Consider the following 17,651-nt stretch of genomic DNA (forward strand, 5'->3'; position numbering starts at 1 on the left):
ACCAGTCCCTTTTAACTAGGTTCTCTTTTAGATAGAGAGCTGAGAATGCGGGGCGTGAGTGAGCTTGTGTGCTCACACACGCCCCGCATTGTCTTTGATGTCCGGCACACCCGTTAAACTCTTAGCCAACCTGATCACTTACTGCAGAAAGGCGTCCCAGCGTGGCAGTAACAACTCCCACAGCCATGAAGCGCAAGCAGAACCTCAATGCCGCGGGCCTTATCGCACCGGCACTGATTGTGCTAGCCGTTGTTATCGGCTACCCCATCCTGCGTGCTGTCTGGCTTTCTTTCCAGGGAAATCGCCACTTGAACCCCAAAACGGGCATTTTCGAGGAAGGCGGCTTCGCCGGCCTTGAGAACTACCTGTACTGGATCAATAACCGTTGTGTTTCTGGCACCGGGCAGATCTCGCAGTGCCCTCCTGGCGTTATCGCCACGGACTTCTGGCCGGCGCTAAAGATTACGCTGTTCTTCACCGTGGTCACCGTGTTGTTGGAGACCATCCTCGGTATGTTCATGGCCATCATCATGAATGGTGAGTACAAGGGCCGCGGCCTTGTCCGCGCAGCAGTGCTGGTGCCGTGGGCTATTCCTACGGCTGTGACGGCTAAGTTGTGGCAGTTCATGTTCGCGCCAGATGGCATCGTGAACTCCCTGCTGGGAACCCATATTTCTTGGACCACGGACCCGTTCTACGCCCGTCTTGCCGTCATCATCGCGGACGTGTGGAAGACCGCCCCATTCATGGCCCTGCTCATCTTGGCTGGCCTGCAAATGATTCCGCGGGACGTGTATGACGCCGCGCGTGTCGACGGCGCGAGCCGCATCCAGACCTTCTTCAAGATCACGTTGCCACTGGTGCGCCCCGCCCTCATGGTGGCTATCTTGTTCCGTACCCTCGACGCACTGCGCATGTACGACCTTCCGGTCATCATGATCTCGGCGTCGTCTAACGCGCCCACTGCCACCATCTCCCAGCTGGTGGTTGAGGATATGCGCCAAGGCAACTTCAATTCTGCCTCGGCACTATCGACTCTCATCTTCTTGCTCATCTTCCTCGTTGCCTTCATCCTGGTTCGCTTCCTGGGAGCTGATGTCTCCGGCAATGAGCGGCGCTCGAATAGGAAGGCGGTCCAGTAATGAAAAAGTTCGGATACTACGCCGGCATCATCTTCATCATGTTCTGGGGCTTGGCTCCCTTCTACTGGATGGTCGTAACGGCACTGCGGCACAAGGACCACACCTTCGACACCACCCCGTGGCCGACCCACGTCACCATGGAAAACTTCCAGGACGCACTGGCCACTGACAAGGGCAACAACTTCTTGGCGGCACTCGGCAACTCGCTGGCCATCTCGTTGGCCACCACCGCCATCGCCGTAGCAGTGGGTGTCTTCACCGCCTACGCGCTGGCCCGCTACAACTTCCCTGGCAAGGGAATCGTCACCGGCATCATCCTGGCGGCTTCGATGTTCCCTGCCATCGCATTGGTCACCCCGCTGTTCCAGATGTTCGGCAACCTGGACTGGATCGGCACCTACCGCGCCATGATCATCCCGAACATCTCCTTTGCACTGCCGTTGACGGTCTACACGCTACTGAGCTTCTTCCGTCAGCTTCCATGGGAACTGGAGGAAGCCGCTCGCGTCGACGGCGCCTCGCGCGGCCAGGCCTTCCGTCTCGTACTGTTGCCGCTCGCTGCCCCGGCGCTGTTTACCACCGCCATCATCGCATTCATCACCACGTGGAATGAGTTCATGTTGGCTCGTCAGCTCTCCAACGACTCCACTGAACCAGTAACCGTGGCCATCGCACGCTTCTCCGGCCCCTCGGCCTTCGAGTACCCGTACGCCGCCACCATGGCAGCGGGTGCACTCGTGACCATTCCGCTCATCATCATGGTTCTCATCTTCCAACACCGCATCGTGGCCGGCCTGACCGCCGGAGGTGTCAAGGCCTAATGCTGAAGCACCTGGGAGTTATCGCAGCGGCTGCAAGCATGGCATTGGCCGGCACTGCGTGCACACCATCTCAAGAGGAGAAAAGCACCGCAGTGGAACGAAGCGAAGCCGTCGGCGCACCCGCCCCCGTCATCTTGAGACCCGCGGAGCTTTCGGGGCAGACCATCGATCTAAAGCTCGGCGAAAACCTCGTCATCGCCGAATCCAACGGGCTCACCGCAGAAGTCAGCAATCCTGAGGTCGCCGAATTTACCCCCGCCCGTACCGACGGTGCCACGGAGTTCAACGCCGGGTTTGCCGCTCTCAAGAAGGGCGTGACCAGCGTGAAGCTCTCGGACGGAACCGCTTTTAACCTCAAAATCAGCTAATGCGCCACGCACTTTTGTGGGACACTGCCCTAGGATTCGTCGGCTTTTTCGCCTTTCTCGCCATCGCGCAAGCAATTCTCAATCTCTTCCAACCCGAGCCCGCCATCTGGCCGGGGATTCTCGCCGCTGTGCTCTGCGGTATTGAATACCTCCTGTGGCGCGCCAAAAGAAAGGACCTCAGATGAGTTGGTACCAGAACGCCATCTTCTACCAAGCCCTCGTTGGCTCTTTCAAAGACTCCGGCGCCACCGGGAATCCCGCGGCAGCCGGTGGCAAGGGCGTGGGCACGCTCCAAGGCGTCATCGAAAAGCTTGACTATCTAAAGTGGCTCGGCGTCGATTGTCTCTGGCTTTCGCCTTTCTATGCCTCCCCGCTCAAAGATGACGGCTACGACATCGCGGACTACTACTCCATCCATCCCGATTACGGCACCATGGAGGACTTCGAGCAGCTCATCTCTGAGGTCCACAGCCGCGGCATGCGGCTCATGACTGACCTCGCGCTCAACCACACTTCCTCCGAGCACGAGTGGTTCCAGGCCTCCCGCCGCGATCCCGAAGGCCCATACGGTGACTACTACGTGTGGGGCGACGATCCAGACCGCTATCCCGAAATCCGCATCATCTTCACCGACGTGGAAGATTCTACGTGGGCCTGGGATGAGGTGCGCCAGCAGTACTACTTCCACCGCTTCTACTCGCACCAGCCGGATCTCAACTACGACAACCCCGCGGTGCACGAGGAAGTCTTCAACATCGTGCGCTTCTGGATGGACAAGGGCCTGGACGGCTTCCGCTTGGACGCAATCCCATACCTCTACGAGCGCGACGGAGCGGGCGGCGAATCGCTGCCCGAAACCCTCGAGTTCATTGAGAAGCTGCGCACTTTCGTTGACGAGAACTATCCCGAGGCTGTCATGATCGCCGAGGCCAACCAGCCTCCGGCGGAGACCATGGAGTTCTTCGGCAAGGGCAACCGCGTGCACATGGTGTTCAACTTCCCGCTGATGCCGCGTTTGTACGAGGCGCTTGCGCTTGGCGACGCCACCCCCATTTACAACATCATGGAGGAGATACCGGAGCTGCCCGAGGGCTGCCAGTGGGGCACCTTCCTGCGCAACCATGACGAGCTCACGCTGGAAATGGTGAACGAGTCGCGTCGCGAGTTGATGTACCACCATTACCTGCCGGATGACGAGATGCGCGCGCACGTGGGCATCGCTAGGCGCTTGGCTCCGTTGCTGGGAAATGACCGCAGCAAGATTGAGCTGTTTTACTCCCTGTTGCTGACCATGCCGGGCTCGCCTTTCCTCTACTACGGGGATGAGATTGGCATGGGCGATTCGCCTGCCCTGCCAGACCGCGACGCAGTGCGCACCCCTATGCAATGGGAACCTGGCGACGGCGCCGGGTTCACCACTGCCCCGCACCCGCGGCGCCCCATCGTGGGCGGCACGAAGGTTAACGTGGCGGAGCAAAAGGATGACCCAACCTCCTTGCTCAACACCGTTCGCGAACTCATTGCACAGCGCAAGGCTTTCCCGGAGTTGGCCACCGCGCCCTTCGAGGCTGTCGAGACCGGCGAGGCCGGCATTCTTGCGTTCCAGCGTGGCAGCTTGTTGTGCCTGCACAACTTCACTGAGGAATCCGTGGATCTGGGTCCGGTCGAGTTAGGCCCATACGGCTACGCGTGGTTGCCTATTGAGGCTTAACCAGAGTCCTAATTAGGAAAGGTCAGTTGGGGTGGAGTCCTCGCTCCACCCCTTTGGTTAACGGCAGGTTAACGCGAGGCGTATACCGCGGAAATCTTCACTAAAGGTAATTGGGTTAATGAATTAGTTAGCGCACATAAAACACAAAACCCCAGTTCACGACTAAACCCCAAGATTAGGAAGAGAATTGCAAGGGGTCTACGCTAGACCCTTGGTAGCTCGATTTGTGGTTGCGACACTGCTTAATTTTCAAAGCAAAGTCTTAACCCGTCTCAAATCCCTCAACAGAATCTTGAAAGGGGTCGCGACTGTGACAGCGACACTGATCATCTTGGCAATCGTGGTCGTCACTGCCCTCGCCTTTGACTTCACCAACGGTTTCCACGACACCGCCAACGCAATGGCAACCTCCATCGCCACCGGTGCGCTGAAGCCCTTCACCGCAGTTGCAATCTCCGCAGCTCTCAACCTCATCGGCGCATTCCTTTCGGTCCACGTGGCCGCAACCGTGGCCAAGGGTATCGTGAACCTCGACTCCTACGACCTCTCCGTAGGCGCCGACGGCGAAGCCCTCCTCATGGTCGTTTTCACCGGCCTCATCGGCGGCATCTTCTGGAACCTGTTCACCTGGCTTTTGGGCATGCCGTCCTCTTCCTCCCACGCACTGTTCGGCGGCCTCATCGGTGCCGCTTTCGCAGCGCTGGGAACCGGCGGCGTCGCTTGGTCCTCCATCGCCGGCAAGATCATCATCCCGGCTATCGCCTCGCCTTTCATCGCAGCCATGGTTTCCGCCTGCGGTACCGCCTTGGTCTACTGGGTCACCAACACCATTCCGGAGCGCGTAAAGAACGGACACTTCCGCCACGGCCAGATTGTCACCGCCTGCCTGGTTTCCCTGGCACACGGCGCTGGCGACGCCCAGAAGACCATGGGTGTCATCTTCCTCGCCCTCGTTGCAGCCGGTGAGGCAACCTCCGACCAGCGCATCCCGACCTGGGTCATCGTTGCTTGTGCTGTGGCCATCGCAGCCGGCACCTTGTCCGGCGGCTGGCGCGTCATCCGTACCCTGGGCAAGGGCCTCGTTGAGATTGAGTCCCCACAGGGCATGGCAGCTGAGGCTTCCTCCGCAGCCATCATCCTCACCTCCGCCGCTGGCGGTATGGCACTGTCCACCACCCACGTTTCCACCGGTTCCATCCTCGGTACCGGCCTGGGCAAGAAGGGCGCTCAGGTTCGCTGGGGCGTCGCAATGCGCATGGTTGCTGCATGGCTCATCACCCTCCCCTGTGCCGCGGCGGTTGGCTTCGTCACCTGGTGGATTGCCCACCTCGTTAGTGGTGCTACCAACACTCTCACCGGCGCTATCGTCGACGCCATCATCCTGCTGGCCATGGTCGCCGTCATCCTGATGCGTGCTCGCCGCAACCCGGTTGACGCTTCCAATGTCAACGACGATTGGGGCGCTGACGCAGAGACCGTCGACTCCTCCTTGCAAGCACACGAGAAGGTCGCCGCAGGTGTCACCACTGGCAACGCACCAGGTGCTGCCACTGCCGCACACGGCGTGATCAACGATGCCTCCAGCGCCGCTCACACCACCACTATTGAAGGAAAGTAGGACAACGCCATGACCGCCATGGAAATTCTCGTCGCTATTTCTCGCGTCGCTGGTTTGGCACTCGCCTTCGGCGCTGGTATCCCGCTCCTTTTCGCTCTGGGCATGCGTTGCATGACCGGTGACCCGATTCGCAACAGCGAGGGCGTTATCGTAGGCGATACCGAAGCTTCCGCTCAGATGAAGGTCTTGGGATGGACCGTGTACGCCGTACTGGGCGTCATCATCCTGGTTGCCATCTCCTGGATTGCCAAGGATTCCATCAACCACTACTTCGGATTGGAGCTGTTCCCCGGCTTGTCCAGCAAGCACTAGGGCCTGCTTCACTCCACGCCTTAAGTTAACAAAAAGTTAACAAACGCGTAACTCCAGGTTGATTACTTAGCGGACCGAGCGTACCATGTCAGAAACATCAGCTCGGCCACCATTTTCTATACCAACCGTAAGCGGCCGTTGATTCATTGCATGGACTGAAAGAAGGTGAGCATCAATGAATACTATTAACGGACTGATTTCCTCGTTCACTACAACATTCAAGAGTGCCACCGGCACAGGCCTTGACGCATTGGATGCAACCCCAATGGAAGCGCTCGTCACCGAGGAGCTCGTTGACCGCGGAACCACCCCGGCAACAACCGGCAATATCGTTGCCGCATTCAATGCGGTAAATAACCGCTCCCCTCGCGAGGAGGAGCTGTACGAAGTTGAGCTATTCCTGATGGATTTCGGCCTCGCAGCCTAAGACAGCACCCCCTTTCCATTGAGCGTTAACGTGCCCTACTCCCCACGGGAGAAAGGGCACGTTTCTTTTTGTAGTGCCCTAAAGAATTTGAGACCACCCCAGGCAAACGCCCCGCCCAGCAAAGGGTTAAAATGCCAAATACGAGAGTTTCCTCATATTCTGCAAGCCTCTCACCTGCACAAACTAGTTTTGTGAGGGAAATCACCGGCGCGTCAGGGTGTAAAACTCAAGCAAAATTGCCTAAACTCCCCAAACATGACTATTTCCTCACATTTGTCGGATCTTGATTCTATGAACGCGACCACCACGGCCGGCAAGATTGCTGAGCTAAAGCGCCGGCGCGAGCAAGCTGCTGCGCCCATGGGCGAAAAAGCCCACCAGAAAGTCCGCGATCAGGGCCGCCTCACCGCACGCGACCGCCTGGACTACCTCCTCGACGAAGGCTCCTTCGTCGAAACTGACATGCTCGCAGTACACCGCACCACCGACTTCGGTATGGCCGCCAAGAAGCCCGTGACCGACGGAATCGTCACCGGCTGGGGAACCATCGACGGCCGCGAGGTTTGCATCTTCTCCCAAGACGGCACTGTCTTCGGTGGTGCCCTCGGTGAGGTCTACGGCGAGAAGATGATCAAGATCATGGAGCTGGCCATCACCACCGGGCGCCCGCTCATCGGCCTCTACGAGGGCGCAGGCGCCCGCATCCAAGACGGTGCCGTGTCCCTGGACTGGATCGCCAAGACCTTCTACCAAAACATCAAGGCCTCCGGCGTGGTCCCACAGATCTCCGTCATCATGGGCGCCTGCGCAGGCGGCAACGCCTATTCTCCGGCGCTCACCGACTTCGTGGTCATGGTGGACAAGAAGTCCAAGATGTTCGTTACCGGACCCGACGTCATCAAGACCGTCACCGGCGAGGAAATCACCCAAGAAGAGCTCGGTGGCGCGTCCGTCCACATGCTCGCGGCCGGCAACTCGCACTACACCGCATCCTCCGACGAAGAGGCCCTCGACTGGGTCCACGACCTCGTGGGATACCTCCCGTCAAACAACCGTCAGCGCGCTCCTTTTGAGCCTTTCGAAGAGCTCGGCGAGGAAACCGCTGACGACCTCATGCTCGACGAGATCATCCCTGACTCCCCTACCCAGCCTTATGATGTAAAGGATGTCATCGCAGCGCTCACCGATGACGGCGAGTACCTCGAGATCCAGGCTGAGCGCGCCGAGAACGTGGTCATCGCATTCGGACGCATCGAAGGCCAAACGGTTGGCTTCGTGGCTAACCAGCCACAGGTCTACGCAGGCTGCCTCGACATCGACTCTTCTGAGAAGGCCGCACGCTTCGTGCGCACTTGCGACGCGTTCAACATTCCGATCGTCATGCTTGTCGACGTCCCAGGCTTCCTGCCGGGCGCTTCCCAGGAGCACAACGGCATTCTGCGTCGCGGCGCCAAGCTGCTCTACGCCTACGGTGAGGCCACTGTCCCGAAGATTACGGTGACCATGCGCAAGGCCTACGGCGGCGCCTACTGCGTCATGGGCTCCAAGGGCTTGGGTGCAGACGTCAACCTCGCGTGGCCAACCGCCCAGATTGCCGTCATGGGCGCAGCCGGCGCCGTGGGCTTTATCTACCGCAAGGAGCTCAAGCAGGCCCACGAGAAGGGCCTGGACGTGCAGGAATTGGCAAAGTCCTTCGAGCGCGAGTACGAGGACCACATGCTCAACCCATATAAGGCTGCTGAGCGCGGGCTTATCGACGCCGTGATTCTCCCCTCCGAGACCCGCAGCGCCATCACCAAGAACTTGCGCCTCTACGCCGACAAGAATGTGGCACGCCCTGCACGCAAGCACGGCAACATCCCGCTCTAAGAAGACGGGTTGTAGAATTAGTCCCTATGACTGATCTGAAAACCACTGCTGGCAAGATCGAGGATCTCAACAACCGCCTCAGCGAGTCGCGCATCCCCATGGGCGCCGAGACCCTCGAGGCAATCCATGCCGCAGGAAACTTGAGCGCACGCGAGCGCATCGAGAAGCTGCTCGACGAGGGTTCTTTCGTCGAGACCGATGCCCTCGCCCGCCACCGCTCCACCGACTTCGGCCGTGAGCACGATCGTCCGTACACCGACGGCGTCGTCACCGGCTATGGCACCGTCGACGGCCGCAAGGTTTGCATCTTCAGCCAGGACCCCACTGTATTCGACGGCACCCTCGGCGAGGCGTACGCAGAAAAGCTCACCAAGGTCTACGACCTTGCACTCAAGACCGGTGTCCCAATCATCGGCCTGTATGACTCCACCGGTCCGCGCGTCCAAGAAGGCATCGTCACTCTGGCTGGCTACGCCCGCATCATGGCACGCGTAACCCAGGCCTCCGGCCTCATTCCGCAGATCGGTGTCGTTGTAGGTAACACCGAGGGCATCGCTGCTTTTGCGCCGACGCTTTCCGACGTCCTCATCATCACCCAGGGAGCTACCCTCCACCAGGCAGCGCCGCACATCGCTGGCGCGGAAGCAGAGACCTTCGGCGGCGCCGCCGTGCACGCTGCAGCTGGCACCGCTCACCTCGTCGCGCAGTCCGACGCCGAGGCCGTAGCCCTTGCCCGCGACGTGCTCGCATTCCTGCCGGCCAACAACCGTGCCGAAGCCCCACGCGTTGCCGCTGAGATTAGCTCTGGCTCCATTGCGGACAACGTCAGCGACCGCGACCACAAGCTCGACACCATCATCCCGGATACCGCTGCCGAGGCCTACGACATGCACGACGTCATTAACACCGTCGTTGACGAAGACACCTTCTTCGAGCTCGCGGCCGACGCCGCCGAAAACATCATCACCGGCTTTGCATACATCGAAGGCCGCCCAGTCGGCATCGTGGCTAACCAGCCGCTAGCCCTAGCAGGTGCACTGGATTCAGCAGGTTCCGAAAAGGCTGCCCGCTTCATCCGCGCCTGCGATGCCTTCAATACCCCGGTCATCGAGTTCGTCGATTCCCCTGGCTTCGTCCCTACTCCGGAAGAAGAGAAGTCCGGCCTGTTGCGCCGCGCTTCGAAGCTTTCCTTCGCTTACGCAGAGGCAACCGTGGGCAAGCTGACCGTTATCACCCGCAAGGCAATCGGCCCGGCTTATGTATTCATGGGTTCCAAGGACTTAGGCGCAGACTTGGCCTACGCATGGCCTACCGCTGAAATCGCCGTCACCCAGGCATCCCAGGCTGCGCTGGCCATCTATGGCGAGGAAGCTACCCCGGAGCAGGAAACAGAGCTCGCCGAGCAGATCCTGCACCCCTATGCCGCTGCCGAGCGCGGTTTGGTTGATAATGTCATCGAACCCTCCGCAACCCGCGGCTACCTCGTCGAAGGCCTGCGACTTCTGGAACGCAAGATCGTCGCCCAGGCCCCGAAGAAGCACGGTAACATCACCCTCTAAAAGGAGAATCCATGACCGCACCAACATTTCGTGTACTCAAGGGCAACCCCTCCGACGATGAGGTTGCCGCACTTACCGCAGTCCTAGCGCAGCTCAGTGCTGATGCCCGCGCAAAGCAGGCCGGTTCTGACGCCGGCGAGCGCAACCTGTGGGGCCGCCTCGACGAGCGTTTCGACGCATACGGCGCACAGGACGTCTTCAACCCGTCCGCCTTCCGCAACGTGCGTTACTACTAAAGGCTGCTTGAAGGATGCGAATCGTCCTCGCTTCTCAATCCCCGTCCCGCGCTTCCATTCTGCGTGGGGCCGGGGTTGAGCCCGTTTTGGCGCCCGCGCACGTGGATGAGGATGCTATCGAGACGTCGCTAAGCGGCGCAGCTCCTGCCGATATCGTCGCAGCATTGGCCACCGCAAAAGCGGAAAAGATCGCGCCCGAGTACCCGCAGGACGTCGTCATCGGGGGCGATTCCATGCTGCTTCTCGACGGCGTACTCCAAGGCAAGCCACACACTGTCGACGCCACGATTGAACGCTGGCGCGCCCAGGCTGGCCGCCGTGCAGAGCTGCTCACCGGACACTGCATCATCCAGGGCGACAAGCGCCACGTTGAAACCTCGCGCACCAGCGTCTTTTTCGCCGCGGCAAACGAGCGCGACATCGCCGCCTATGCCGCGACTGGTGAACCTTTGGAATGCGCCGGCGCCTTCACCTTGGAGGCAATCGGCGGTTGGTTCATTGACCGTATCGAGGGCGATCCTTCCTCGGTCATCGGGCTATCGCTGCCGGTGGTCCGCCGTGCCTTGTACTCCTTTGACCTCTGCGTCTCAGACTTCTGGGCCCAGCCTTAAGACGTGGCCGCTGCCATTGTCCGGCGGGCGCGGTAGTCTAGCGGGCATGGAAATGAAAGACATGCTCGCACCCGCCCCCATCAAGCTGCCTGCTGATCCCGGCGCTGATTCCACCGCTGACCTGCAGGCTGGCATTGTAGAATACCCCAACTCCCCGCTGCTGTGGGCTTTGCTCGCCGAGCAGGAGCTCACGCGCTTGCGCGAGGATGAGGCCATGCCTACTGCCTACATCACCGCTTATGCCTATGCCCGCACGGGCTACCACCGCAGCCTTGACCGCCTGCGCGGCAACGGCTGGAAGGGCTGGGGTCCGGTTCCTTTCGAGCACGAGCCGAACCAGGGCGTCCTGCGCGCCATTGCTGCCCTCGCGCACGCGGCGCAGGCCATTGGTGAGGAGGACGAGTACGACCGTCTCCGCCAGATGCTTTCCGACGCCGACCCAGACTCCGTCGCCCGTCTCCTTGACTAAAGTAACTTTCTAGCAGCCGGCGGGCGCGGATTCCCAGCCGCGCCGAATGAGCTCCTCGAGCACCTTAAGGTCTACGTCTTCTGGCTTGTTAATGTACAGACAGGACTTGCTCACGGTGTGCTTAACGAGTCGTTCCAGCAGATCCTCATCGTGCGGTAGCCCATAAAGAGAAATCTTGGCCCCTGCCATATCCTCGGAGTTTTTGCCTGTGTGTCCGCGAGTGAAGGTCGCGCTGCGGTCCTCCGGGGCTGGTGCTCCGTGAAGGTCCATCCCCTGCTCCTGCAACGCCGCATTCAGGCGCTCGAGCCCGCGCTTGCCGACGCCGGCTATCGATTCAAAGTCAGTCATGGGAGCCTCGGTTTTCCAATTCGGTAACCACCGTTATCCCAAGCAGGATATACAAACTTGGCTGCCAAGCACGCCCAAACAGCAAACCCCGGTTCGTTCCTATTCAGGAAGAACCGGGGGAAGGTGGAAAACCAACGAACTCTGGTGTTCGTTACTCAAAAGAGCCTTACTTGTCCGCCTCAGCGTTTTCAACGAGCTTCTTGGTGTTCTCAGTGGTCTGGATGTTTGCCACGAAGAACTCCAGAACGAGGCGAACCTGGATAAGGTAAAGGACCAAGCCCAGGGTGCCGAAAATGAGGTGTCCGAAGATCATCATCACTGCCATGCCGCCACCGAAGGAGCTGCCGGACAACGAGCCAGCGAGGCCGCCGAGGGAGCCGCCCATGACTGCGAAGAGCAAGCCACCGAGCCACCACAGGACACCGACTATCATCGCGATGATGTAGATGACGGAAGCGAACTTCACGGTGATGAAGCTGGAGAACTTGAAGTCGAATAGGGACTTGAAGAAGCTATCCTTCTGCGGCTGTGCCTGCTGCAGGCCCTGTGGGTACGGGCCAAAGCCCTGCTGTGCTGGCTGGTTGAAGCCGCCGTGGTTCTGCTGTGGATAGCCGCCAAAAGCCTGCTGGCCTGGCTGACCTGGCTGCGGCTGCCCCTGCTGCGGGAATCCGCCAAAGCCCTGCTGTGGCTGCTGGCTCTGGAACTGCTGGTTAAAGCCGCCCTGTTTGAAGTTGCCTGCAGGCGGGACCGACTGGCCGAAGTCATTGTTACCGAAGTCGTTGCTGCCAAAGTCCGAACCGCGGAAGTCCGAAGCACCAAAGTCCGAATCAGAAGCATGGTTAGCCACGGAATTTTCTCCAAAGTTTACGGTCTCTTCGCCTTCTGCGTGGTGCACGCCGGAAGCTTCGGAAGAATCGAAAGAGCTAGCTGCTCCGAAGGAAGAACCACCAAAATCAGACTGCCCTAAGTCGGAGCTACCAAAGTCAGAATTGCCGAAGGAGGAGGAACCAAATGAGTCCTCGGCGGCATGCTGCGGGTTCTGCTCGGAGTTCTTTTCTCCGTACTGGTCTGGATTGGCCATAAGCGAGATTTTCCTTTCGATTACTTAACTGCGTCTTAAATCACGCACACTTGAAAATACAACAGATAAAACCAATCGGCAGCCCAATGGGGACCACTCCCCTTGTTATGAGTACAAAAATAACCCCGTACCCTCCCTGTTGGAGACTACGGAGTTATTGAAGATAAAGCTGATTTATGGCTATACCTTAAGCGTGCTTTGCTTCGACGCGCTTGATTGCCTCAGCTGCAACCTTCTCCTGGATGCCCATGTCGAGCTCAGAGGTGAAGCCAACGCAGGAGCAGTTAATCTCGCCGAGAACATAGGTGTCCTCGCCATTCTCGCCGTCGGCAAGCATGAAGTCAGCAGTCCAGATAAGCGGAATGTTGTCGCCGCCGAGCTTCTCAGCGATGACAGGGCGAACCTCTGCGAACATGTCAACCAAGCTCTGCCAAGCCTCTGGCTTGTCGTAGGTGTACTTCGCACCGGAGAACAAGGTAGCGGAGAAGTTATCGCCGCCTTCAGCTGGCTTCTTGTGGACCACGAATACTGGATCCGGACCAACGAGAAGAATGCGGATCTCGCCCTCAACGATGCGCGGCATGAAGCGCATATCGACGAGCATGCCGTTGTCACCGATAATGTACTGGTCGCAGAAGTCCATGAACTCGCCGAGCTCGCGAACCTCGGTGTGGTTGTCCACAGCCTCGGTGCACTTGAGCTTGGTGTCCAGCGGAAGCACGGTGCCCGGAGTTACTTCAAGGGACTTGTCCTCAATCTGGACGCGCCAGATGCCCTCACCGGTCGAGCCGCGGTTCTGCTTAAGAACGCGCTCACCGTAGGAGATGGAGGTCGGGAAGGTGTTGTGGAAAGACTCAACGTCGTAATAAGCCGCGGTGTCAGCCGGGACTAGTTCAGTGTCGTTGAGCTTGACCAGCGCATCCTTTGCGCCATATGCCATCATCTCGTAAGGAGTGGACATGCCTACCAGGCCAGCCTCAGAGAGCTTGGTCAACAGGTCGAAATAGCCCTTCTCGCCACCCGGGATGTTGCCTGGGTTCACGCGGGAGATGTAAGCGTCAAAGTTCTCAGAGACGTACTCGAAGATGCGCTCGGACCACTCTGGGCGGAAGAACACGACCTCGGAGTGCCAGCCGGCTTCCTTGATGGAGTCGACGATAGGCATGGTGTCCTTGCGGTGACCGTTGAGCTGCTTGTCAGATCCGCCCTCGACCTCGAAGACGACGATTGCCTTATGCACAGCAATTCCCTTTCGTTTGGGGTTTGTGGGTATTGGTCCGGCACACAGGGCCACTACTGCTCTGGCCCGCCATATTTAACGAGAATTAGAGAGTGAATATGCAGCGTTCTGCACCGCACCACGTTTTAAAAATATCGCAGTCTTTGCCCCTGCGCTCGCTTGCTAACCCCGCCTTAACCCCGGTCATTTTCGCCGCTCAGAAATCGTTTTAGGGCTTGACCTGCACACTTGTTATAACCAGCAGTTTCAACTTATGCACAGTAGACCAAAAATGTATCCAACAACACAGTAGGGACGCTGGGTGACCAATCTAGAGGTTTTCGCGTTAAAGTTGATTTGACTAAACATGCCTAACCAAAATCCCCTTCATAGAAAGGTAGGCGAACCATGGCCGAGTTCGATCCCAATCCTCCGTTCCAAGAGTATGCACACCCAGAGCGTCTCGTATCTGCACCCTGGCTATCGGCCCGCCTAGGCATTAAAGGCCTACGCGTAATCGAGGTTGACGAGGACTCCCTCCTCTACGACATCGGCCACGTACCCACCGCCTCCCGCATCAACTTCCAGACGGAGCTACTGGACCCCGTTACCCGCGACATCGTCAGCGCGGAAGGCTTCGCGCAGCTCATGCGCGACAAAGGAATCAAGCGTGATGACACTGTGGTTATCTACGGCGACAAAGCCAACTGGTGGGCCGCCTACGCCCTGTGGGTATTTGAGCTTTACGGCCACCCGGACGTCCGTCTCCTCGACGGTGGCCGAGATGCTTGGGTTACCGAAGAGCGCGACACCTCTTTTATGGTTCCCGACTTCCCAGAGTCTGATTACCCAGAGGTAGAGCGCAACGACGAGACTTACCGCATCTTTGTGGACCAAGTTCGCGGCACGACCGCAAAACTCGTAGACACCCGCACGCCGGAGGAGTTCTTTGGCGAGGCCACCCACGAGTCCCCCAACGGCGACTCCGCATACGGCACCACCATGCGCCACGGCCACATCCCAGGCGCCGTGAACCTAGAGTGGGACCGCGCGGTCTACCCCAACGGCTGCTTCCGCGCGCTTTCCGAGCTCAACGTAAACTACGGCGAGCTGGAACCCGCTTCCGAGACCGTCCTCTACTCCCACGTCGGCGCACAGGCTGCGCACACCTGGTTTGTCTTGACCTTCCTCCTTGGGTTCAAGGACGCCAAGGTCTACGACGGCTCCTGGGCCGAATGGGGCAACATGATCCGCATGCCTATCGAAGGTTAATCAATAGCGAGAAGCATCATACTTAAGCACTCAACACGCCGCATTTTCCCGCATCGACGCTGGTGCGGGAATATTTTTGGAAACAAAACCGGAACCTGACGGTTTTCTCATGTTTTTGTGTGCAAGAATAGTGGACAGTCCAATTCGAGTTTTATCAGGAGGGTTCCTGCCGTGGCAGTTGAAACCAAGAAGATCACCAAGCTGCTAGTTGCTAACCGCGGTGAGATTGCAGTCCGCGTGATCCGCGCCGCGCGCGACGCTGGCATCGCCTCCGTCGCTGTGTATGCAGAGCCAGACGCCGACGCGCCTTTCGTAGCTTTGGCAGACGAGGCTTTCGCCCTCGGCGGCCAAAATTCCGCCGAGTCCTACCTTGTCTTTGACAAGATTCTCGACGCCGCAGCAAAATCCGGCGCCAACGCCATTCACCCGGGCTACGGCTTCTTGTCTGAGAACGCCGACTTCGCCCAGGCTGTCATCGACGCAGGCCTCATCTGGATCGGCCCTTCCCCACAGTCCATCCGCGACTTGGGCGACAAGGTCACTGCCCGCCACATCGCCGAGCGCGCCGACGCCCCAATGGCGCCAGGCACCCCAGACCCGGTCAAGGATGCCGCCGAGGTTGAGGCCTTCGCCGACGAGCATGGCCTGCCCATCGCTATCAAGGCTGCCTTCGGCGGCGGCGGACGCGGTATGAAGGTTGCCTACAACCGCGACGAGGTCGCAGAGCTCTTCGACTCCGCTACCCGTGAGGCCACCGCAGCATTCGGCCGCGGCGAATGCTTCGTCGAGCGCTACCTCGACAAGGCTCGCCACGTTGAGGCCCAGGTCCTAGCTGACCAGCACGGCAACGTCGTCGTCGTGGGCACCCGCGACTGCTCCCTGCAGCGCCGCTTCCAGAAGTTAGTGGAGGAAGCACCAGCGCCGTTCCTCACCGACGAGCAGCGCGCTTCCATCCACGAGTCCGCTAAGCGCATTTGCCGCGAGGCAGGCTACTACGGCGCAGGTACCGTCGAGTACCTCGTTGGCTCCGACGGTCTCATCTCCTTCCTTGAGGTCAATACCCGTCTGCAGGTCGAGCACCCGGTTTCCGAGGAGACCACCGGCCTCGACCTCGTGCGCGAGCAGTTCAACATCGCAGAGGGTGGCAAGCTTTCCTTCACCGAGGACCCAACCCCGCGCGGCCACGCATTCGAGTTCCGCATCAACGGCGAGGACGCTGCGGCTGGCTTCATGCCGGCACCGGGCAACGTCGTCAAGTATGCAGAGCCAGCAGGCCCAGGCGTGCGTGTGGATTCCGGCGTGCGTGAAGGCTCCGTCATCGGTGGCCAGTTCGACTCCATGCTGGCCAAGCTCATCGTCTGGGGTCAAGACCGCGAGACCGCGCTGCAGCGCGCACGCCGCGCCCTGTCGGAGTACACCGTCGAGGGCCTTCCGACCGTCATTCCTTTCCACCAGGCCATCGTGAGCGACCCTGCGTTTACCGCTGAGAACGGGTCCTTCGATGTCTACACCAAGTGGATTGAAGAAGAGTGGGTGGGCGAGCTGCCTGCGTACGTCGACCCAGATGCTCCGGCTGAGGACGATGCAGACCCAGCCCAGAAGTTCGTGGTTGAGGTCGCTGGCCGCCGCATTGAGATTGCGCTGCCGTCCAACCTCATCTTCGGTGGCGGTTCTCCGCGCAAGAAGTCCAAGAAGCGTCGCGGTGGCGGCGCCAAGGCCGCTGCGTCTGGCGACGCCGTCGTGGCACCAATGCAGGGCACCGTCATCAAGGTCAACGTCGAGGAGGGCCAGGAGGTCGCAGAAGGCGACGTCGTGCTCATCCTCGAGGCCATGAAGATGGAAAACCCAGTCAAGGCCCACAAGTCCGGCACCGTGACCGGCCTCGCTGTGGAGCAGGGCGCCCAGATCAACAAGGGCACCCCATTGCTGGAGATCAAATAGCTCACTAGAGTCGGTGGAATGACTGCCAACGACTCTGCTTATGGGGTCCGGCTGGCCAAGGAGCCAGACCGGACCTACCTGTCCCGTCTGCTCTTCCTCGCTGATGTTTTGGGTGACGAAGAGGCTGCCGTCCCTGACTTCCACACGGCAGACGTGGGCCTGTACATCGACGAATGGTCGCCGCTTGTCGACGGCGGCTGCATCGCCGTTTCCAGTCATAACGTACCGATGGGCGGTGCGTGGCTGCGCTACTACACCGGTGCGCGCAAAGGTGCGGCGTACCTGGGTAACCCGGAAGCAGAGCCTTTCGACGAATCCCAGTGGGCAACCCGTTTTGACCCAGAGGAAATCCCCGAGCTATTCATCGCGGTGGAATACCGCTACCGTGGCTTAGGCGTAGGCCGCCGCCTGCTGCGCAACATTTGCGACCTCGCTGCGGCCCAAGAGGCCCCCGCGATTGCACTGTGGGTCGACCCCAAGAACCCTGGCGCCCGCAAGCTCTACGAATCCGAAGGCTTCGAAGACATCACCGTCCCCGGTAATTCGGAGGCGCCCACCATGGTCAAGTACTTCGCCCACTAGGTTGCAACCGCGCAGAATAGAGCGCCCTTCCCGCCGACGCTTCAAAGGTCAGCGGGAGGGGCGCT

19 protein-coding genes are annotated in these 17,651 nt (G+C 59.6%); 16 read left to right on the forward strand and 3 right to left on the reverse strand.

Annotation, left to right across the window (positions count from 1 at the left end; translation table 11 throughout):
* Positions 1-185: 185 nt before the first annotated feature.
* From HMPREF3148_RS01820 to HMPREF3148_RS01880, 13 genes are all read left to right on the forward strand, one after another.
* Positions 186-1,142 carry a carbohydrate ABC transporter permease gene (locus HMPREF3148_RS01820; RefSeq protein WP_034656551.1) on the forward strand — a complete coding sequence of 319 codons (957 nt, stop codon included), beginning with the start codon at positions 186-188 and terminating at the stop codon, positions 1,140-1,142.
* Positions 1,142-1,963, forward strand: a complete 822-nt coding sequence (locus tag HMPREF3148_RS01825; protein WP_049151950.1) for a carbohydrate ABC transporter permease — start codon at positions 1,142-1,144, stop codon at positions 1,961-1,963. Before HMPREF3148_RS01820 ends, HMPREF3148_RS01825 begins: the two co-directional genes overlap by 1 nt.
* On the forward strand, positions 1,963-2,331 hold the full coding sequence (locus HMPREF3148_RS01830; RefSeq protein ID WP_049064133.1) for a hypothetical protein: 369 nt from the start codon (positions 1,963-1,965) through the stop codon (positions 2,329-2,331). Before HMPREF3148_RS01825 ends, HMPREF3148_RS01830 begins: the two co-directional genes overlap by 1 nt.
* Positions 2,331-2,516 (forward strand): hypothetical protein, encoded by a 186-nt coding sequence (locus HMPREF3148_RS01835; RefSeq protein WP_005528030.1) that lies wholly within the window; start codon positions 2,331-2,333, stop codon positions 2,514-2,516. The genes HMPREF3148_RS01830 and HMPREF3148_RS01835 overlap by 1 nt, the downstream gene beginning before the upstream one ends.
* On the forward strand, positions 2,513-4,042 hold the full coding sequence (treS, locus tag HMPREF3148_RS01840; protein WP_005528029.1) for a maltose alpha-D-glucosyltransferase: 1,530 nt from the start codon (positions 2,513-2,515) through the stop codon (positions 4,040-4,042). The genes HMPREF3148_RS01835 and treS overlap by 4 nt, the downstream gene beginning before the upstream one ends.
* Before the next feature lie 310 nt (positions 4,043-4,352).
* Positions 4,353-5,660, forward strand: coding sequence for an inorganic phosphate transporter (locus HMPREF3148_RS01845; protein WP_049192301.1), 1,308 nt, complete (start codon positions 4,353-4,355; stop codon positions 5,658-5,660).
* Positions 5,661-5,669: 9 nt separating this feature from the next.
* Entirely contained in the window at positions 5,670-5,972 is a 303-nt protein-coding gene (locus tag HMPREF3148_RS01850; protein WP_005528027.1) for a hypothetical protein, read from the forward strand.
* Positions 5,973-6,147: 175 nt separating this feature from the next.
* Positions 6,148-6,399 carry a hypothetical protein gene (locus HMPREF3148_RS01855; protein WP_005528026.1) on the forward strand — a complete coding sequence of 84 codons (252 nt, stop codon included), beginning with the start codon at positions 6,148-6,150 and terminating at the stop codon, positions 6,397-6,399.
* 255 nt (positions 6,400-6,654) lie between these two features.
* Positions 6,655-8,268 carry an acyl-CoA carboxylase subunit beta gene (locus HMPREF3148_RS01860; RefSeq protein WP_049064137.1) on the forward strand — a complete coding sequence of 538 codons (1,614 nt, stop codon included), beginning with the start codon at positions 6,655-6,657 and terminating at the stop codon, positions 8,266-8,268.
* A 26-nt stretch (positions 8,269-8,294) separates the two neighbouring features.
* On the forward strand, positions 8,295-9,827 hold the full coding sequence (locus tag HMPREF3148_RS01865; RefSeq protein ID WP_049147337.1) for an acyl-CoA carboxylase subunit beta: 1,533 nt from the start codon (positions 8,295-8,297) through the stop codon (positions 9,825-9,827).
* A gap of 11 nt (positions 9,828-9,838) precedes the next feature.
* Complete coding sequence (locus HMPREF3148_RS01870; RefSeq protein WP_005528020.1) at positions 9,839-10,063, forward strand: acyl-CoA carboxylase subunit epsilon; 225 nt, start codon at positions 9,839-9,841, stop codon at positions 10,061-10,063.
* Between the two features lie 14 nt (positions 10,064-10,077).
* Positions 10,078-10,674 carry a Maf family protein gene (locus HMPREF3148_RS01875; protein WP_049064141.1) on the forward strand — a complete coding sequence of 199 codons (597 nt, stop codon included), beginning with the start codon at positions 10,078-10,080 and terminating at the stop codon, positions 10,672-10,674.
* 46 nt (positions 10,675-10,720) lie between these two features.
* Positions 10,721-11,143: a DUF3151 domain-containing protein gene (locus tag HMPREF3148_RS01880; RefSeq protein WP_005528018.1), complete on the forward strand. Its 423-nt coding sequence runs from the start codon at positions 10,721-10,723 to the stop codon at positions 11,141-11,143.
* Between the two features lie 9 nt (positions 11,144-11,152).
* Here HMPREF3148_RS01880 and HMPREF3148_RS01885 read toward each other — a convergent pair whose 3' ends face one another.
* The 3 genes from HMPREF3148_RS01885 to HMPREF3148_RS01895 all read right to left on the reverse strand — a co-directional run bounded on the left by HMPREF3148_RS01885 (position 11,153) and on the right by HMPREF3148_RS01895 (position 13,812).
* Positions 11,153-11,491, reverse strand: a complete 339-nt coding sequence (locus tag HMPREF3148_RS01885) for a DUF1801 domain-containing protein (RefSeq protein WP_005528016.1) — start codon at positions 11,489-11,491, stop codon at positions 11,153-11,155.
* 166 nt (positions 11,492-11,657) lie between these two features.
* On the reverse strand, positions 11,658-12,572 hold the full coding sequence (locus tag HMPREF3148_RS01890; protein WP_049147335.1) for a DUF4282 domain-containing protein: 915 nt from the start codon (positions 12,570-12,572) through the stop codon (positions 11,658-11,660).
* Positions 12,573-12,759: 187 nt separating this feature from the next.
* Positions 12,760-13,812 carry a Cj0069 family protein gene (locus HMPREF3148_RS01895; RefSeq protein ID WP_049147333.1) on the reverse strand — a complete coding sequence of 351 codons (1,053 nt, stop codon included), beginning with the start codon at positions 13,810-13,812 and terminating at the stop codon, positions 12,760-12,762.
* 387 nt (positions 13,813-14,199) lie between these two features.
* Here HMPREF3148_RS01895 and HMPREF3148_RS01900 point away from each other — a divergent pair, with 387 nt between their 5' ends.
* From HMPREF3148_RS01900 to HMPREF3148_RS01910, 3 genes are all read left to right on the forward strand, one after another.
* Positions 14,200-15,063, forward strand: coding sequence for a sulfurtransferase (locus HMPREF3148_RS01900; RefSeq protein ID WP_005528012.1), 864 nt, complete (start codon positions 14,200-14,202; stop codon positions 15,061-15,063).
* 171 nt (positions 15,064-15,234) lie between these two features.
* Entirely contained in the window at positions 15,235-17,004 is a 1,770-nt protein-coding gene (locus HMPREF3148_RS01905) for an acetyl/propionyl/methylcrotonyl-CoA carboxylase subunit alpha (RefSeq protein ID WP_049147330.1), read from the forward strand.
* 18 nt (positions 17,005-17,022) lie between these two features.
* A complete protein-coding gene (locus tag HMPREF3148_RS01910; RefSeq protein WP_005528010.1) occupies positions 17,023-17,586 on the forward strand; it encodes a GNAT family N-acetyltransferase in 564 nt (187 codons plus the stop codon).
* Positions 17,587-17,651 lie beyond the last annotated feature (65 nt).

The organism is Corynebacterium sp. HMSC05D08, assembly GCF_001807215.1.
GTDB classification, from domain to species: Bacteria; Actinomycetota; Actinomycetes; order Mycobacteriales; family Mycobacteriaceae; genus Corynebacterium; species Corynebacterium striatum.

Coding starts and splice junctions, on each gene's coding strand:
- HMPREF3148_RS01820 (WP_034656551.1), top strand. CDS start 186: ATGAAGCGCAAGCAGAACCTCAATGCCGCGGGCCTTATCGCACCGGCA.
- HMPREF3148_RS01825 (WP_049151950.1), top strand. CDS start 1,142: ATGAAAAAGTTCGGATACTACGCCGGCATCATCTTCATCATGTTCTGG.
- HMPREF3148_RS01830 (WP_049064133.1), top strand. CDS start 1,963: ATGCTGAAGCACCTGGGAGTTATCGCAGCGGCTGCAAGCATGGCATTG.
- HMPREF3148_RS01835 (WP_005528030.1), top strand. CDS start 2,331: ATGCGCCACGCACTTTTGTGGGACACTGCCCTAGGATTCGTCGGCTTT.
- treS (WP_005528029.1), top strand. CDS start 2,513: ATGAGTTGGTACCAGAACGCCATCTTCTACCAAGCCCTCGTTGGCTCT.
- HMPREF3148_RS01850 (WP_005528027.1), top strand. CDS start 5,670: ATGACCGCCATGGAAATTCTCGTCGCTATTTCTCGCGTCGCTGGTTTG.
- HMPREF3148_RS01855 (WP_005528026.1), top strand. CDS start 6,148: ATGAATACTATTAACGGACTGATTTCCTCGTTCACTACAACATTCAAG.
- HMPREF3148_RS01860 (WP_049064137.1), top strand. CDS start 6,655: ATGACTATTTCCTCACATTTGTCGGATCTTGATTCTATGAACGCGACC.
- HMPREF3148_RS01865 (WP_049147337.1), top strand. CDS start 8,295: ATGACTGATCTGAAAACCACTGCTGGCAAGATCGAGGATCTCAACAAC.
- HMPREF3148_RS01870 (WP_005528020.1), top strand. CDS start 9,839: ATGACCGCACCAACATTTCGTGTACTCAAGGGCAACCCCTCCGACGAT.
- HMPREF3148_RS01875 (WP_049064141.1), top strand. CDS start 10,078: ATGCGAATCGTCCTCGCTTCTCAATCCCCGTCCCGCGCTTCCATTCTG.
- HMPREF3148_RS01880 (WP_005528018.1), top strand. CDS start 10,721: ATGGAAATGAAAGACATGCTCGCACCCGCCCCCATCAAGCTGCCTGCT.
- HMPREF3148_RS01885 (WP_005528016.1), bottom strand. CDS start 11,491: ATGACTGACTTTGAATCGATAGCCGGCGTCGGCAAGCGCGGGCTCGAG.
- HMPREF3148_RS01890 (WP_049147335.1), bottom strand. CDS start 12,572: ATGGCCAATCCAGACCAGTACGGAGAAAAGAACTCCGAGCAGAACCCG.
- HMPREF3148_RS01900 (WP_005528012.1), top strand. CDS start 14,200: ATGGCCGAGTTCGATCCCAATCCTCCGTTCCAAGAGTATGCACACCCA.
- HMPREF3148_RS01910 (WP_005528010.1), top strand. CDS start 17,023: ATGACTGCCAACGACTCTGCTTATGGGGTCCGGCTGGCCAAGGAGCCA.